The 16,621-nt window shown below is 74.3% G+C and carries 14 protein-coding genes; 6 read left to right on the plus strand and 8 right to left on the minus strand.

The genetic code is table 11. The features are described from left to right. The first annotated feature begins 214 nt into the window (after positions 1-214). Together KUM40_RS32405 and KUM40_RS32410 are read left to right on the plus strand one after the other, a co-directional pair. Positions 215-1,837 (plus strand): VWA domain-containing protein, encoded by a 1,623-nt coding sequence (locus tag KUM40_RS32405; protein WP_217169866.1) that lies wholly within the window; start codon positions 215-217, stop codon positions 1,835-1,837. Between the two features lie 150 nt (positions 1,838-1,987). Continuing rightward, positions 1,988-3,919 carry a long-chain fatty acid--CoA ligase gene (locus KUM40_RS32410; protein ID WP_217169867.1) on the plus strand — a complete coding sequence of 644 codons (1,932 nt, stop codon included), beginning with the start codon at positions 1,988-1,990 and terminating at the stop codon, positions 3,917-3,919. Between the two features lie 57 nt (positions 3,920-3,976). On the opposite strand, the gene rdlB is transcribed toward KUM40_RS32410, so the two are convergent. Continuing rightward, positions 3,977-4,381 (minus strand): rodlin RdlB, encoded by a 405-nt coding sequence (gene rdlB / locus KUM40_RS32415; protein WP_217169868.1) that lies wholly within the window; start codon positions 4,379-4,381, stop codon positions 3,977-3,979. Positions 4,382-4,642: 261 nt separating this feature from the next. Here rdlB and rdlA point away from each other — a divergent pair, with 261 nt between their 5' ends. The 3 genes from rdlA to chpA all read left to right on the plus strand — a co-directional run bounded on the left by rdlA (position 4,643) and on the right by chpA (position 6,480). Further along, positions 4,643-5,038, plus strand: a complete 396-nt coding sequence (rdlA, locus tag KUM40_RS32420) for a rodlin RdlA (protein ID WP_217169869.1) — start codon at positions 4,643-4,645, stop codon at positions 5,036-5,038. Positions 5,039-5,322: 284 nt separating this feature from the next. Further along, positions 5,323-5,550, plus strand: a complete 228-nt coding sequence (chpD, locus tag KUM40_RS32425; RefSeq protein WP_302180929.1) for a chaplin ChpD — start codon at positions 5,323-5,325, stop codon at positions 5,548-5,550. 147 nt (positions 5,551-5,697) lie between these two features. Beyond that, complete coding sequence (gene chpA / locus KUM40_RS32430) at positions 5,698-6,480, plus strand: LAXTG-anchored chaplin ChpA (RefSeq protein ID WP_308401283.1); 783 nt, start codon at positions 5,698-5,700, stop codon at positions 6,478-6,480. A 290-nt stretch (positions 6,481-6,770) separates the two neighbouring features. On the opposite strand, the gene KUM40_RS32435 is transcribed toward chpA, so the two are convergent. Then, positions 6,771-8,105: an ATP-grasp domain-containing protein gene (locus KUM40_RS32435; RefSeq protein WP_217169871.1), complete on the minus strand. Its 1,335-nt coding sequence runs from the start codon at positions 8,103-8,105 to the stop codon at positions 6,771-6,773. Between the two features lie 154 nt (positions 8,106-8,259). Between KUM40_RS32435 and KUM40_RS32440 the strand changes: the two genes are divergently transcribed. Further along, on the plus strand, positions 8,260-9,459 hold the full coding sequence (locus KUM40_RS32440; protein ID WP_217169872.1) for a glycoside hydrolase family 26 protein: 1,200 nt from the start codon (positions 8,260-8,262) through the stop codon (positions 9,457-9,459). A 58-nt stretch (positions 9,460-9,517) separates the two neighbouring features. On the opposite strand, the gene KUM40_RS32445 is transcribed toward KUM40_RS32440, so the two are convergent. The 6 genes from KUM40_RS32445 to KUM40_RS32470 form a co-directional block, all read right to left on the minus strand. After that, the gene (locus tag KUM40_RS32445) at positions 9,518-10,624 is read right to left on the minus strand and encodes a GNAT family N-acetyltransferase (RefSeq protein WP_217170057.1); all 1,107 of its coding nucleotides are present in this window, start codon (positions 10,622-10,624) and stop codon (positions 9,518-9,520) included. A 68-nt stretch (positions 10,625-10,692) separates the two neighbouring features. After that, positions 10,693-11,445 carry a lipopolysaccharide biosynthesis protein gene (locus KUM40_RS32450; RefSeq protein WP_254396001.1) on the minus strand — a complete coding sequence of 251 codons (753 nt, stop codon included), beginning with the start codon at positions 11,443-11,445 and terminating at the stop codon, positions 10,693-10,695. Then, the gene (locus tag KUM40_RS32455; protein ID WP_217169873.1) at positions 11,442-12,620 is read right to left on the minus strand and encodes a glycosyltransferase; all 1,179 of its coding nucleotides are present in this window, start codon (positions 12,618-12,620) and stop codon (positions 11,442-11,444) included. Before KUM40_RS32455 ends, KUM40_RS32450 begins: the two co-directional genes overlap by 4 nt. Before the next feature lies 1 nt (position 12,621). Continuing rightward, complete coding sequence (locus KUM40_RS32460; protein ID WP_217170059.1) at positions 12,622-13,311, minus strand: polysaccharide deacetylase family protein; 690 nt, start codon at positions 13,309-13,311, stop codon at positions 12,622-12,624. A 37-nt stretch (positions 13,312-13,348) separates the two neighbouring features. Further along, positions 13,349-15,277 carry a lipid II flippase MurJ gene (gene murJ / locus KUM40_RS32465; RefSeq protein WP_308401284.1) on the minus strand — a complete coding sequence of 643 codons (1,929 nt, stop codon included), beginning with the start codon at positions 15,275-15,277 and terminating at the stop codon, positions 13,349-13,351. Further along, on the minus strand, positions 15,274-16,620 hold the full coding sequence (locus tag KUM40_RS32470) for an O-antigen ligase family protein (RefSeq protein ID WP_308401285.1): 1,347 nt from the start codon (positions 16,618-16,620) through the stop codon (positions 15,274-15,276). The genes murJ and KUM40_RS32470 overlap by 4 nt, the downstream gene beginning before the upstream one ends. Position 16,621: the final 1 nt, after the last annotated feature.

Here is a 16,621-nt window from a genome sequence, read left to right on the forward strand (position 1 = left end):
CCTCCGCCTTGCATCTGCACGCACCAGACCCCGCTTACCGGCGCCGAATAGGTGACGCGTCTTTCCTGCGACCTGAGCCGCCGGGCAGACCCTCGCGGGCACGCCCCTGTGCCCGCTTCGAGACACAGCCGTAACGCCCCGTGCCGCACGTTTCACCCCGCCGCGCCGTCACAGTCACGTACACCGGCGCCAACGAAACGCAGGGGGACGGACGATGAACCGGTACGGGACGTGCGAAACGTACGGGATGCACGGGAAGCGAGGGCGGCGCGGCACGACCGCGCTGCTCGCGCTCACCCTGGCGGGCGGGCTGCTGCTCACCGGCTGCGGCGGGACGGACGACGCGTCGCACGGGGCGAAGGACACCGCGGCCGACTCCCGGGGCGGCTCGGCCCCGATGCCCGCGCCCGATCGCCCGCGCGGCGAGGGCGAACAGCGCCATGACGGCGGCACGAGCACCGGCGAAGGGGAGAAGAACGGCGACTCCCGCGAGATCGCCCCCGACCCCGACTACCTCTCCACCTTCGCCCTCGACGTCGACACCGCCTCCTACGGCTACGCCCGCCGCACCCTGGCCGAGGGCCGGCTGCCCGATCCGTCGACGGTCCGCCCCGAGGAGTTCGTCAACAGCTTCCGCCAGGACTACGACCGTCCCGACGGCGACGGTTTCTCGGTGACCGTGGACGGCGCCCGCACCGACGACGAGGACTGGTCGCTGGTCCGCGTCGGCCTGGCCACCCGCTCCGCCGAGCAGCAGGAGGAACGCCCGCCGGCCGCCCTGACGTTCGTCATCGACATCTCCGGCTCCATGGGCGAGCCCGGCCGCCTCGACCTCGCCCAGGAGGCCCTCGGCACCATGACCGACCGGCTCCGCGACGACGACTCCGTCGCGATCGTCACCTTCAGCGACGAGGCCGAGACCGTCCTGCCCATGACCCGGCTCGGCGACCACCGCGGCCGCGTCCACGACGCGATCGACAGCCTCGAGCCGACCGACTCCACCAACCTCGGCGCGGGCGTCGAGACCGGCTACGAAACCGCCGTCGAGGGCCGACGCGAGGGTGCTACCAACCGCGTCGTCCTCGTCTCCGACGCCCTCGCCAACACCGGCGACACCGACGCGGACACCATCCTCGAACGCGTCGCGGACGAGCGCCGCGAGCATGGCATCACCCTCTTCGGCGTCGGCGTCGGCAGTGACTACGGCGACGCCCTGATGGAACGCCTCGCCGACAGGGGCGACGGCCACACCACCTACGTCTCGGACACGGAGGACGCCCGCGAGGTCTTCTGCGAGCAGCTCCCGCGGCACATCGAGCTGACCGCGCGCGACGCCAAGGCCCAGGTCGCCTTCGACCCGGAGACCGTCGCCGAGTTCCGCCTCGTCGGCTACGACAACCGCCAGGTCGCCGACGACGACTTCCGCGACGACCGCGTCGATGGCGGCGAGGTCGGCCCCGGCCACACGGTCACCGCCCTGTACGCCGTCCGCACCCGGCCCGGCGCCGACGGCCACCTCGCCACGGCCACCGTCCGCTGGCTCGACCCCGACAGCCGGGCCCCGCACGAGGAGTCGGGCGACGTGGAGACCGAAGGCCTCGACGAGTCGGTGTGGGACGCCGGCCGCGGGCTGCGGGTCACGGCGACCGCCGCCTACTTCGCCGACGCGCTGCGTTCCCCGGGCGACGGCTACGGCGACAGCGACGGCGGCTCCCTGCCGGGCGCGCCGGGCCTCGGGGAACTGTCCGAGCGGGCGGACGTCCTGGCGGACCGCACGGAGGACGCCGACGTCCGCGAGCTGGCCGAGGCGATCGAGGAGGCGAACCGGCTGGTCTGATCGCCGGGGGCTGAGGGGCAGGGCGGGGCCTGCCCCTCAGCCCGCCCCGCCCATTGACGTTTCCTTACGCGTGAGTAAGTTTACTCCGGAGTAAGTTCGCAGTGAGTTCACGCGACAGCGCAGCAGTCCGATCCGCGACCGGGAGCCGTCATGGGCGTACGCAAGGACCTGAAACGGGCGAGAGACCGCGGTGATCTGGCGTCCCGCACGAGCACCGAGACCGTCAGGGACGCGCACGGCACCGTCCGCGAGGCCCGCACCGCACCGCTCGCGCCCCGCCCCACCACGGGCAGCACCGCCGACATCCCGTTCACCAACGCGGCCGAGGCCCCCGACGCGGTGGTCCTGCGCCGCGAGGTGAACGGCGTCTGGCGGCCCGTCACCGCCGCCGGGTTCGCCCGCGAGGTGACCGCCGTCGCCAAGGGCCTGATCGCCGCCGGCCTGGAACCCGGCGGCCGGGTCGCCGTCATGTCCCGCACCCGCTACGAGTGGACGGTCCTGGACTTCGCGATCTGGACGGCCGGCGGCCAGACCGTCCCCGTCTACGCCACCTCCTCGGCCGACCAGGTCGAGTGGATCGTCCGCGACTCCGGTGCCCGGCACATGGTCACGGAGACCGCCGCCAACACCGCCACCGTCCTGTCCGGCACGGACGCCCACCCCGAGCACCCGCTCACCTGGGAACTGGACGCCGGCGCGCTCGCCGACCTCACCGCCCTCGGCCTGGACGTGAGCGACGAGGAGGTCGCCAAGCGCCGCACCGCCCTGAGTCCGGACTCGGTCGCGACCGTCTGCTACACCTCCGGCACCACCGGCCGCCCCAAGGGCTGCGTCCTCACCCACGCCAACCTGCACGCCGAGGCCGCCAACACCGTCGAGCTGCTGCACCCGATCTTCAAGGAGGTCACCGGCCAGACCGCCTCGACCCTCCTCTTCCTCCCCCTCGCCCACATCCTGGGCCGTACCATCCAGATCGCCTGCCTGCTGGCCCGCATCGAGATCGGGCACTTCCCGAGCATCAAGCCCGACGAACTGCGCCCCGCGCTCAAGTCGTTCCGCCCGACCTTCCTGGTCGGCGTCCCGTACCTGTTCGAGAAGATCCACGACACGGGCCGCGCCACCGCCGAGAAGATCGGCCGCGGCGCCTCCTTCGAGCGCGCCCACCGCCTCGCCGTCCGCTTCGGCGCCGCGCACCTGGAGCGCTTCCTCGGCCGCGGCAGAGGGCCCACCCTCGGCCTGTGGGCCGGCTGGGCCCTGTACGACCTGCTGGTCTACCGCCGGGTCCGGGCGGAGCTGGGCGGCCGGATGCGCTACGCCATCAGCGGCGGCTCCCCGCTCGGGAGCGACCTCAACCTGTTCTTCTACGCCGCCGGAATCATGGTCTACGAGGGGTACGGCCTGACCGAGACCACCGCCGCCGCCACCCTCGTCCCGCCGCTCGGCCCCCGCCCCGGCACCGTCGGCCCGCCGGTCCCCGGCACCGCCGTGCGCATCGCGGACGACGGCGAGGTGCTCGTCGAGGGCGGCATCGTCTTCGGCGCCTACCGGGGCAACCCGGAGGCCACCGAGGCGGCCCTCACCGACGGCTGGTTCGCCACCGGAGACCTCGGCGCCCTCGACTCCGACGGCTATCTCACCATCACCGGACGCAAGAAGGACCTGCTGGTCACCTCCGGCGGCAAGAACGTCTCCCCGGCCGTCCTGGAGGACCGGCTGCGCAGCCGCCCGCCGGTCGCCCAGTGCCTCGTCGTCGGCGACAACCGGCCCTTCGTCGCCGCCCTGATCACCCTCGACCCGGACGCCGTCGCCCACTGGCTCTCGGTGCGCGGGCTGCCCGCCGGTACGCCGATGTCCGAGGTCGTGCGGGACGAGAGGATGCGCGCCGACGTCCAGCGGGCCGTGGACCACGCCAACGCGGCCGTCTCCCGGGCCGAGTCGATCCGCGCCTTCCGGCTCGTCGACGGCGAGTTCACCGAGGAGAACGGGCTGCTGACCCCCTCCCTGAAGGTGAAACGGCACGCGGCGGTGGCGGCGTACGCGGACGACATCGAGGCGCTGTACGCGGCCCCGAAGCGGGGCTGACGGCACGCGAAAGGGGCGGACCGCCGATGCACTCGGCGGCCCGCCCCTCGGCCGATGTCAGCCCTTGCCGCCGTCCTCGCCGTTGGAGGACAGGATCGAGACGTCCTCCAGGAGGTGGGCCAGCGCACCGTCGCGCTTGGCCTGCGTGGAGTTCTCGGTGCACTGCTGGTTCAGGTCGTCCGACAGGACCGGGATGTCCTGGATCGGGACCAGGCCGACGACACTGACCGGGATGTCGCTGACCGCGATGCACGGCTTGTTGAACGAGCCCTGGATGAGCGCCATCTGCGGGCTCATGTTGCCCGTGGTCATCGAGTTGCCGAAGTACTGCGAGGCGCCGTTCCCGTTGGCGGCGACCGGCCCGCTGTCGTCGCCGATCGCCATCGCCTGCGGGGCCGCGGCAGCGGAGGCACCCATGACGGAGGCGGCGATCGCCGCGTAGGCAACTACCTTCTTGATCACTGGCCAGTCCTTTCTGAGGAAACCCCGTTCGCCGGAGCGCACTGGTCAACTCCGTGGGTCCGGTCGGGTTTCTCCCGTTCACTCGGTCGGCGGACAACGGGAAATGTGTACGGGTCCGCGTTTTCCCCGGGATTCCAGCGATTTTTGCGGCGATTTTGAGATCCCGTGCGGGCCAACCGGGTGAACGCCCGCAACCAATCACGGCTCACCGGGTTGATGAGGCCGTAGGACAGTGCGTCGCTACGACGAAAGGAACGCGAAGTGCTCAAGAAGGCAATGGTCGCCGCGGCGGCTGCCGCTTCTGTGATCGGCATGTCGGCTGCCGCCGCTCCCCAGGCTCTTGCCATCGGGGACGACAACGGGCCGGCCGTGGCCAACGGCAACGGCGCCACGTCGGCGTTCGGCAACTCGGCGACCAAGGGCGACATGAGCCCGCAGCTCTCGCTGGTCGAGGGCACGCTGAACAAGCCGTGCGTCGGCGTCGAGGACATCAACGCCGCCGTCATCAACCTCGTTCCGATCCAGGACATCAACGTCCTGTCGGACGACCTGAACCAGCAGTGCGCGGACAACTCCACGCAGGCCAAGCGGGACGGCGCCCTGTCGCACGTCCTGGAGGACCTGTCGGTGCTGTCGGCGAACGGCGAGGGCCGCTGAGCCGTTCCCGCCCGGTCCGGGTGGCCCGCTGACTTCTCCGCGGGCCGCCCGGCCGTAACGGTCGGGATTTCGCCGGGGAGCGGAACGACGTCGTCGCTCTCCTGGGGGAACGGCCGGGCCGTGTCGTGAGGCATTTGAGTGAATTTCGGGGTGTCCCACGTTCGGTAGTTTCCTCGGCCGTCAATTCCTCGTTTGCAGGCTGCAGGTCATGGTGCGAGCCGTCAATGCTGTGCTCGCGCGGTTTCGGCCGTCATTCAGGCATGACCGCAGAGAAGGGAAAGTTCATGAAGAAGAGCGCTGCTGTCGTCGCGGGCGCGATCATGGCCCTCGGCATGGCCGCCCCGGCCTTCGCCGACGCCGGCGCCGAGGGTGCCGCCGTAGGCTCCCCGGGCGTCCTGTCCGGCAACGTCATCCAGGTTCCCGTGCACGTTCCCGTCAACGTGTGCGGCAACAGCATCAACGTGATCGGTCTGCTGAACCCCGCGTTCGGCAACACGTGCGTGAACGACTGACGTCGTTCCGCACCAGCCGACCGGCTGCGTCACGGCCGGCCTTGGCCAACTCGTTTGGTTCAGGGCCGGCTTTTCCCCTTTCCGCAGCCTGTCCCCCAGGTGGTTCTCCAGCCATCTCTCATCTCTCCAAGCAGGAAGACAACCAGAGTGCGACAGACCCTGAGCAGGGGGATGGTCGCGGCAGCCGCCGCGACGGGCATCCTTTCCCTGTGCGGCAGCCCCGCCCTTGCCGACTCGCATGCGGACGGGGCCGCCAAGAACTCGCCGGGCGCCGTGTCCGGCAACGCCGTCCAGGCCCCCATCGACGTACCGGTGAACGCCTGCGGCAACAGCGTCGACGTGATCGCCGCGCTCAACCCCGCGTTCGGCAACGAGTGCGAGAACAGCTCGGACGAGCAGACCGACGGCTCGGGCGGCGGATACGGCGAGGACGCCCAGTCCCAGTCCTCGTCCTCGTCGACCTCCTCGTCGTCGTCCGGCGCCCACGCGGAAGGCGCGACCGAGGGCTCGCCCGGCGTCGGCTCCGGCAACAACGCGCAGGTCCCCGTCGACGTGCCGGTGAACCTCTGCGGCAACACGGTCGACGTGATCGCCGCGCTGAACCCGGTCTTCGGCAACGCGTGCGAGAACAGTGCGGAGGAGCCCCCCGGGTACGGCGAAGAAGAGCCGCCGCCCCCGACCACGCCTCCCGGCTACGGCGAGGAGGAGCCCCCGCCGCCCACCGACGAGGAGCCGCCCCCGCCCACCGAGGAGGAGACCCCGCCGCCCACCGAGGAGGAGCACACCCCGCCGACTCCCCAGACGGAGCAGCCGCCCGTCCTGGCGGAGACCGGCAGCGAGGGCACGCTGGGTGCCGCGGCCGCCGGTGCCGTGCTGATCGCGGGCGGAGCGATCCTCTACCGCCGGGGCCGGACCGCCGCCGGCCGCTGACCCCACCCCCGCTCGCCCCGACGCCCCCGGCCGGCCCACACGGCCACCGGGGGCGTCGCGCTGCCCACCTACCGGCCTACCGGCCTACCGGCCTACCGGCCTACCGGCCTACCGGGCGCGTGCCACGGCCCGGTAGGCGCACCGCGTCAGTGTCTGCCCGCCGCCCGGTCCTCGTCCGAGCGGTCGGAGCGGGCCGCCGCCGGCCGCCGTCGGCCGCTGACCCCGCCCCTCTGCTCGCCCCGACGCCCCCGGCCGGCCCACACGGCCACCGGGGCGTCGTGCACGCCGTGTCAGTGCCTGCCCGCCCGGTCCTCGCCCGGGCGGTCGGAGTGGTCGGAGTGGTCGGGGTGGCTGGGGCGATCGGAGTGGTGGGTGCGGTCGGCGGGAGGGGCGGAGGCCTGGCGTACGACGCGGGCGTGGGCCGGGGTGCCGGCGTCCGGGCGTGCGTTGCCCCGGCGCAGGCGCTCCCGCAGCCGGGTGCTCACGTGGCGGCCCCACAGGGTCCACAGAGCCCGGCCCGGTGCCCGGTCGTCCGGGGAGTGCCAGGCCAGCTCGCGTCCCTCCGGGGCCGGACGCAGGGCGCTCAGCGGCGCGTAGTTCTCCACCACGAACGCCCGCCCGGGCCGCGGCGCCCCGTGCGGCAGCGGCCGGTGGGTCAGGTCCAGGTGCAGGGCGCGTACGACGTCCAGCCCGGCGGTGTCGGTGAAGAGCCGGAACTGGGCGCCGGGACGCGGGTTGAAGTCCAGCAGGTGATAGCGGCCCGTCGTGCCGCAGCGCCGGAAGTCGAGGTCGAAGACGCCCCGGTAGCCCAGCTCGGCGATGACCCGCTCGGCGAGCGCCCGCACCTGAGGGTTCGGCGTCCAGCGGCCCACCGCCGTCAGACCCGCACCGCGCGGTCTGGCGCGGGTCTTGCGGCCGGGACCGCCCGCCCGGACCGCGCCCGAGCGGTCCGCGTACCCGTGGAAGAACCAGTCCCGGTCAGGACCCGGTGGCAGGAACGCCTGGAGCAGCAGTCGGCTGCCCGCCTCCTCGGCCCGCCGGTACAGCTCCCCGGCCTCCCGCGCCGAGCGCACCAGCACGGTGCTGCGCAGCCCCCCGCCCGGGGGCACCAGCCAGGGCCGGCTCCACTTCGCCACCACCGGCAGACCGAGGCGCCACGCGGCCCGCGCGGCCTCGGCCGGGCCGTCCGGGACCAGGGTCTCGGGGTGCGGAACGCCCAGGGACGCGCACATCCCGGCCAGCTCCGCCTTGTCGGCCACGCGTTCGGGCAGCGCCCCCGGCTGGTCGGGCAGCAGGTAGGCGGGCGCCAGTTCCGCCCGCGCCCGGCCCACCGCCACGGCACACGCGTCGTCCATCGGAATCAGCACGGCGGGCCGGGCGATCCGCGCGGCGACCCGGCGCAGGACCACCGCGATGTCGGCGGGCGACGCGCCGGGCGGCGGGGGAGTGTGCAGCCGGCTCAGGTAGCGGGAGGCGCCGACCGGGCTGTCCGCGCAGTCGGCGACCACGTGCACGTCCACCCCCGCGCGGCCGAGGGAACGCACGGCACCCAGCGTTCCGTGGTGAAAGGGATTCCGGTCGATCCGCAGCACAACGGCGGGGACACGGGTGTCGAACAGCGACACGGGAGACTTCCTTCGTATGCGGGCGTCCGACGATTCGGTTCACCGGTGCGGGCGACAGGCGCACTCGAAAGCCGTAACGGCGGTGGCGTGATGGCATTTCATATGACTGGGTGTCAGTAACGGAGAGCGATTCACGGCGACGAAAGGAGCCGGCATGGCCGTACGGCAGTCACGGAACCGGTCCAGGCGGCGTCCGGCGCGCGCCGCGGCCGCGACGATCGCGGCGACGGCGACGGCGGCGGCGTTGCTGGCCGCGGGCCCCGGCGTCGCCGCCGGCGAACCGGCCGCGCCCGAACCCACGCCCGCCTTCGGCGCCTACCTGGACTACGGCCCGCGCGGCGTGGCCCGGATGGCCGCCCTGAGCCACTGGCTGGGCGACGCCGAACTGCGCGTCGGCCACACCTACCTGCCCGGCGACCGCTGGAGCAACATCGAGGGCGCCCCCGGCTTCCTCGACGTGTGGGCCGACTGGCGCACCCGCAAGGCCGACCGGATGCTCGTCCTCAACGTGCCCATGATGGAACGCAACGAGGAGCACGTCGACGACGACGAGGTGCGCGAACTGCTGCGCCAGGGCGCCGCCGGACGCTTCGACCACCACTTCCGGGCCCTCGCCGAACGCCTCGTCGCACTCAAGGTGCCGGACACGGTCCTGGTGCTCGGCTGGGAGATGAACGGCACCACCTACACCCACCGCTGCGGCCCCGACCCCGAGGCCTGGAAGACGTACTGGAACAGGATCGTCACCACCATGCGAGCGGTGCCCGGCCAGAAGTTCCGGTTCGACTTCACACCGAGCCGGGGCCGGGACGCCGTTCCCTGGACGCAGTGCTATCCGGGGGACGCCACCGTCGACATCATCGGCATGGACTCGTACGACCAGCCACGCGGAATGACGTTCGACGAACAGGTGAAGGAACCCTACGGACTCCAGGCGCACGTGGATTTCGCGAAGGCGCACGGAAAGCCGATCTCCTATCCCGAATGGGGGCTGTTCCGCAACGGCGACAACGCCGCGTACATGCGGCGCATGCTGGCCTGGATGGACGAGCACAAACCCGTGTACAACACGGTCACCGACTACTGCCCGCACGGCGTGTGGCAGTGCGACGACAACCCCCGGTCCACCGCCGTCTACCGGTCCGTGCTCTTCGGCCGCACCGACGAGCCCGCACCGACGGCCCCGGAACCCACCGCGCCCGTCACGCCCACCGCGCCGCCCGTGCCACCGGTGCCGTCCACCACGCCCCGGCCTCCGGCCGACTGCTCGCCGCTGGAACTTGGCGACTGGGTGGAGTACTGGCTCGGCGGGAAGCTCTGCATGCGCCTCGACTGGTACTCGCGCGACAAGTAGCGGCTCACGGTGGCGGCGACGGTGATCGCGGCAGTGATCGCGGCGGTGGCGGGGGCGGTCAGGTGCCGTCGTCACCGTCGCGCTCCTTCCGCCGGGCGCGCCGCCGCAGCAGCTCCTTGCCGCGCCGCCGGGCGGCGACGTCGCACAGGGCGGCCGCCAGCAGCGGCGCGGTGCGCCGGGTGGCCAGCAGCAGCCGCTGGTTCACCGCCGGCGCCGGGCGCCAGTGGTGCTTGTACGGCTCGTCGCCCCGCAGCAGGCTCAGCGTGCCGCGCCCCGGGAGGCGGGCGTGCTCGGCGCACGCCTCCAGCAGCATCACCGCCACGTCCGCCCGCCGCTCCCGCAGGCGGGGATGCGCGCCGTACAGGTAGCCGCCGGCCAGTTGGCGCGACAACAGCGTCACGTCCACGGCCACCACCTCGTCGTCCATCCGGAACTCGGTGACCACCGCGTCCCCGGCACGCACCATCGGCCCCACCGACCGCACCAGATGCTCACGAAACCGTGCGCGCAGGTGTTCGCCCGTCACCTTCCGCCCCTGCCACTGCAACCGGTGCAGCTCGAGCAGCCGCCGCAGCGCCGCGTCCGCCTCGTCGGGCAGCACCGGCCGGCTCTTGACGCCGAGGGCGTCCAGTCGGCGCAACTGCGCGCGGGCCCGCTGCCTGGCCTTGGCCGAGGGCAGCCGGGCGACCAGTTCGTCCATCGGGACGGCGGGCAGTTCCAGGCAGAGCGAGTCGGCCACCCGGCGCCGGGGACCGCGCCAGCGTTCGTAGACCCGCTCGGCGGCGGCGCCCGGCCGTACCTCGCGCAGGTCGATCAGCGCGGTGCGGGCCGCCGCGGCGAGGCCGTCGGTGAGCGCGGTCACCGCGTCCTGCCCGCGCTCGTCGTCCAGCAGGACGTCCCCGTAGTCCGAGATCGCCCCGCCCAGCGGCACCAGCGCGGGCACCGGGCGCCGTACGAGCGTCAGCGGTGCGGCGGCGACCAGTTCGCGCCCGTCGCGGACCAGCACCAGCCGCAGCCGGCCGCCCGAGCCGTACGAACGCCACCAGGAGAGCAGCCAGGCGTGGCTCTGGAACGGGGTCGCGGTGGCGCACCGGTCGTACAGCCGCGCCCACTGCGGGGCCAGTGCGGCGAAGGCGCGCTCGTCGGTGACCAGTTGCGTGACCAGCTCGGTGACCGGTTCGGTAGCCGGTTCGGTCGTGTGGTCGGGCGGGTGCGGGTGCGGCCCCGGGGACGTCACAGTTGTCCGCGGACGTCGGTCGCCGACGCCGGTCCGGGCACGGCGGCGGGTGTCAGGACCGGCTCCCGCGCGGTGCGGCGCGGCCTGACCAGCAGGGCCAGCCCGCCCAGCAGACCGCCCGCGCTCGCGCCCACCAGACCCGTGACGGGAGCGGACGCCGAGGACGCCTCGGTCGGCTCGGTGGCCCGCGCGAACTGCCGCAGCTCCACGTGGGTGTCGTCGGCGGAGGCGTCCGCGTGCCGGGTCAGCGCTCGGGCGACCGCGTTGGCCATGTCGGCGGCCTCCTCGGGGTGTTCGGAGGTGGCCGTCACCGAGACCATCGGCGCGTCCGGCGAGGTCGCGGTGCGCACGCTCTCCTCCAGGGTCGCCACCGGCACGTGTGCCCACATCTGCGCGTCCCCGAGCACCGCGAGCTGCGTGGCGACCCGGCCGTAGGCCTGTGCGAAGCCCAGCGCGGACGCCGGGTCGGACTTGTCGGTGGGGACGGCGACGACGTAACTCGTCGCCGTGTACTGCGGGGTGGCGACCAGGCCGTAGCCGGCGCCGAGCAGTCCGCCGGCGAGGACGCCGGCCGCGAGCGGGGTCCAGGGCGGCAGGGTCCGCAGGCGGCGCAGGGCACGGTGCAGGGCACGGTGCAGGGCGCCGCGCAGGGCGGTGCGCACGCGGCGCGCGCGGCGCGGACGGGTGGGCGGCTCGCTCGCGTGGTCCGCCGCGGGCTCGGCCGGGGAGTGGGTGAGGGGCTCGGTCATGCGGAACTGCCTCCCTGGGGTGCCTGGGGTGCCTGGGGTGCCGGGGACAACGGGTGCGTGAGGGTGGTGGCGTACACGTCCATCAGCCGGGCGGCGCTGCGGGTGACGCAGTAGTGGCCGGCCGCGTCGGGCGCGAGGCGCGGTCCCGGGACCGGGCCGCCGGCCGCGCGGACCTCGGTGAGGGCGCGGGCGAACTCCCCGGCGCCGCCGGTGACACGCCGTGCCGTGGGCGCGTCCCGCGGCGGCAGGTCCTCGATCGCCGGGCAGGACGCGTACAGCACCGGCAGCCCGGACGCGAGGCCCTCCACGGCCGCCAGGCCGAAGGCCTCCTCCGGGGACGGCGACGCGAGGACGTCCATCGCGGCGGCGAGCGCGGGCAGGTCGGGACCGGGGGAGCCGTCGGGCAGGTACGGGCGTTCGCCGGTGAGCAGGACGCGGTCGGCGACCCCGGCCTCGTGGGCCCTGCGGCGCAGCAGGTGCTCCTGGGGGCCGCCGCCGACCAGCAGCAGCCAGCAGTCGCCGGGCAGCCGGGCCAGCGCACGGACCAGGACGTCGAAGCGTTTGGCCGCCGTCAGCCGGCCGACGCCGCCGACGACGTACGCGCCCTCGGGCAGGCCGAGACGGCGGCGGGTGCGCAGCCGGGCGACCGGGTCGAACCGGAAGCGGGCCAGGTCGATGCCGTTGGGGACGATCTCGATGCGGGGCTCGGGCACGCCCCAGCGCTTCAGCCGGTCGGCGACGGTGGGGGAGACGGCGACCGTGGCGCTGCCCAGCCGCTCCCCGGCCAGGTACAGGGCGCGGACGCCCGGGGTGAGCGGGCGGCCCTCCATCTGGGAGTCGCCGAGGGAGTGTTCGGTGGCGACGACGGCCCGTACGCCGGCCAGGCGGGCGGCGACGCGGCCGTAGAGGCAGGCGCGGTAGAGGTGGGTGTGCACGAGGTCGTAGCCGCCGGTGCGGATGAGGCGGGCGAGGCGGGGCAGCGCGGCCAGGTCGCGGTTGCCGGTCATGCCGAGGTGGACGACGTTCACACCGTCGGCCAGCAGTCCGTCGGCGACGGGGCCGGGGTTGGTGAGCGTCACGACGTCGCAGTCGACGGGGAGATGCCGCAGCAGCAGCCGCAACTGCTGCTCGGCGCCGCCGACGCCGAGGCCGGTGATGACGTGCAGGGCCTTCACCTCACACCCCCCGCGCGGGACGGCGACGCAGGCGGTGCAGCCGCGTCTTGAGCAGCATGCGTACGGCCGTGTCGTGCTGGCCCACGTGCACGCGCGGTAGGGCGTACGGGCCGGTCAGCGGGCCGGGGTCGATGGCGCAGGCATAGGTGTAGCCGGCGGCGCGTACGGCGTCGGCGGCGCGGGCGTCGACCGTGCCGTACGGGTAGCAGAAGCCGGCGACCGGAGCACCGGTCAGCTCCGAGAGCCGCGCTCTGCTCTCGGCGGTCTCGGCCCTCAGCGCGGCGTCGTCCGCCCGGGTCAGATCGACGTGGGTGAGCCCGTGCGAGCCGATCTCGACGCCCTCGGCGGCGGCGTGCCGGATGCCGTCGGCCGTGAGCAGCGGCCTGCGCGGACCCAGCCGGTCCCACGCGTTGTCGCCGCCGAGCCGTCCCGGCAGCACGAAGAGGGTGGCCCCGCAGCCCCGGCGGCGCAGGCACGGCAGCGCGTGCTCGACGAAGTCGGCGTACCCGTCGTCGAAGGTCAGCCCCACCAGGTCACCACCGCCGCCCCGGGCCCTGGCGGCCAGCAACTCGCCGACCGGCACGCCCCGCAGCCCCCGCCGCCGCAGCCAGCCGAGCTGAGCGTCCAGCCGTTCGGGCGTGACCGTGATGCGGTACGGGTCGTCCCAGGGGTCACCGACGGAGTGGTACATCGCCACCCAGGGGACGGCACCGGGACGGCGGCCGACGTCAACGGGCGCGACGGAAGCGGGAGGGGAGGCGGAACCGGGAGGGGAAGCTGAGACGGTCATGCGGGAGCCTTCGCGTGACGGGGCGGACGGGGCGGATGTAACGGCCGGAGCGGACCGGATGTACGGAGCGGACCGGATCTACTGGACGTACTAGACGTACGGAGCGGACTGACATCAGGGCGGGGCCGACGCCCTGGACGCCCAGGGCCAGGCCGAGGAGGACGAAGACGCCGCCGACGGTCGCGATGCCGGCGGCGAGCGCGACACCGGGAACGGCGAACCGGTCCGCGACCAGCGCGCCCGCGCCGGTCGCCACGGCAGCCGCAGGCACCGGCCGGCCCAGCTCGCCCAGCACCCGCCGGACCCGGACCGGGACGCTGCGCGGGCCCATCCCGGCCAGCAGCAGGGCGGCGGTGACGGTGATCCCGGCGGCGTTGGCGGCGGCGATGCCGGTCACGCCCCACGGGCCGACGGCCCGGGCGCCGACTCCCGCGGTGGCGGCGATGCCGACGGCCATCGCACCGAACGGGTACCAGGAGGCCCGGCCCGCCGAGAAGTAGGAGCGGGCCAGCGCGCCCACCACGGTCTGCCCGAGCAGCCCGAGGGCGTACACGCGCATGACGCCCGCGGTCGCCGCCGTGTCGGCTGCCGTGAACGCACCGCGCTGGAAGAGCACCTGGATGATCTGCGGGGCGCAGGCGACGACGACGGCCGTGCCAAGCAGCACCAGGCAGGCCGCCAGCGCCACGTCCCGCTCGACCCGGTCGCGGGCCCGTTCGGTGTCGCCGTCCGCCAGCGCGCGGGCCACCACCGGGAAGGTGACCGTGCACAGCATCAGCGACAGCGTCATCGGGATCTGGGCGACCTTCTGCGCGTAGTTCAGGTGCGAGATGGCCCCGGAGGGGAGCCCGGAGGCCAGGAAGCGCTCGATGAGGACCTGGGACTGGCGGCACAGGGCGAACAGCAGGACGGTGGCGAACAGCGCGAGGGCGAGGGGGCGCGCCGGGTCCTCCTCGGTACGCGTCGGCCGCGCGCCTTCGTCCCGGCGCCGCAACTGCCGCAGCAGCGACGGCAACTGCGCCGCCACCATCAGGAAACCCCCTGCCGCGACCCCGACCGCCGCCGAGCGCACGCCCCAGCGCCCGCCCAGCACGAACATCGCCGTGATGATGCCGGTGTTGTAGGCGACGTAGATCGCCGCCGGCGCCAGGAACCGGCGGTGCGCCCGCAGCGCCGCGCTGCAGTACCCGGCGAGCCCGAAGCTGACGACGCAGGTGGCGGTGAGCCGGGTGCAGTCCACGGCGAGGGCGTGGTCGGGCAGCCCCGGCGCCAGGGCCCGGACCAGTTGGGGCGCGCAGACGATCACGAGCGCGCCGACCGCCGCGAAGGCCGGCGCCAGCCGGGGCAGGGTCGAGGCGACCAGCGCGCGCACCGGGTCGCCCGGGGCACCCTGCGCGCGGCGGGCCAGGGCCACGCTGAACATCGGGACCAGCGCGAAGGCCAGCCCGTCCTCGATCAGCAGCGTCGCCGCGAACTCCGGCACCGTCCACGCCACCAGGAAGGCGTCCGTCTCGCTGCCGGCCCCGAACAGCCTCGCCAGCGCCTGGTCCCGGGCCAGCCCGAGCACCGACCCGGCCACCGACAGCACGGCCGTGACGAGCGCGGCGCGGGCGAGGAAGCCCCCGGAGAACCGGCTCTCGGTGGCGGCGGTGGGGGCCTGGGTTGCGGCTGTAGTGCCCTCGGTTGCCGCCGCGGTGGCCTCGGCCTCGGTCGTGGCCGAGGTGGCCGAGTCCGTCGCCATGGTGTCGAAGGGGGGTGCGGCGCCGTCGACGTCCGCCGCGGTGGTGGCGTCCCCGTCCGGCGCGACGGTCCGGGCCGCCAGGACGGCCGACGCCTGGTCCGCCGTACGCGGCGGGCTCGCCCTCACCGCGCCGCCACCCCGGCCCCCGTACCGGACCCGAGCGCCCACCGGGCCGCCAGCCCGAAGCACACCGCCGTCAGCACGGTCGAGGGACCGCCGATGTCGGCGTACGCGAAGTCGGTGAGCTGCCACACCAGCAGCCCGCAGGCGACCAGCGCGCAGTCCGGCCCGGCTCCCGGCCCGGCCTCCGGCCCGGCCCCCCGGTCCCGGCGTACGGCGCGGAGCCTGCGCAGGCCGAGGACGAGCAGCGCCAGCCAGCTCCCCGCGAGCGCGAGCAGCCCGATCAGGCCCTGTTCGGCCAGCACCAGCAGATACATGTTGTGCGGGGACAGCAGCGGCTGCCTGCGGTACCCGGCGCCCGCACCGTCGGTCTCGCTGCCCGAGGACAGCGCCAACGAGGCGTGCGAGTCACGGTGTTCGGGAAAGCCCTTCAGCCCCACGCCGGTCAGCGGACGCTCCCGCCACATGCCGACCGCCGCCGCCCACATCGTGTAGCGGTCGGTCACCGACTGGTCGGGGGCGTCGGTGACCTGCGTGATGCTGCCCACCCGCTCCTGGAGCATCGCCGTACCGACCCCGAACCCGCCGACCAGCACCACCGCCGCCGCGACCACCGCCGCCCCCACCGCGAGCGCCCTGCGCACCCCGGCCAGCAGTAGCTGCGCCGCGCACGTCAGCACCGTGGCGATCCACGCCCCGCGGCTGAACGACAGGGCCAGCGGCAGCAGCAGGGCGAGCGCGCAGCCGGCGGCGAGCAGCCGGTGCCGCAGCGGCGTCCGGCCCAGCGCGAGACCGACCGCGCAGACCACGCCGAGCGACACCACGGTCGCCATCCCCATCACGTCCTGCGGCCCGAAGGTGCCCACGGCCCTGATCCGCTCGCCCTGGTAGGAGGCGCCGGTCCCGGTGACGTACTGGTGCACGCCGACCGCCCCCTGCCACACGGCCAGCGCGACCATGGACCGGGCGAGCAGCCGTACGTCGTCCTCGTCGCGGACCAGCAGCAGTACGGCCGCGGGGACGAGGACGAAAACCTGGAGGTAGCGGCCGAGGCCGCTGAGCGCGGCCTCCGGCGACGCGGCGCCCACGGCCGCGACGGCCAGGCCCAGCACGGGCAGGCCAAGCACCACGGCCGCCGTACGGGACAGCGGACGCCGTCGGTCCCGCACCAGCCGCAGGACGCAGTACAGCACCACCAGCGCGGACACCGCGTCGGCCGGATGCGCGCCGCCGCCGTCGTCCGGCGCGACCGGCAGGGCCAGCAGAGCGACGACCGCGACCACGGCCAGCACGGGCGGCAGCCGCCGCACGCTCCCGGCGGACCACAGGGACAGGGTGTGGCCGCTCACC

Source organism: Streptomyces sp. AC512_CC834 (assembly GCF_019049325.1).
Lineage (GTDB): Bacteria > Actinomycetota > Actinomycetes > Streptomycetales > Streptomycetaceae > Streptomyces.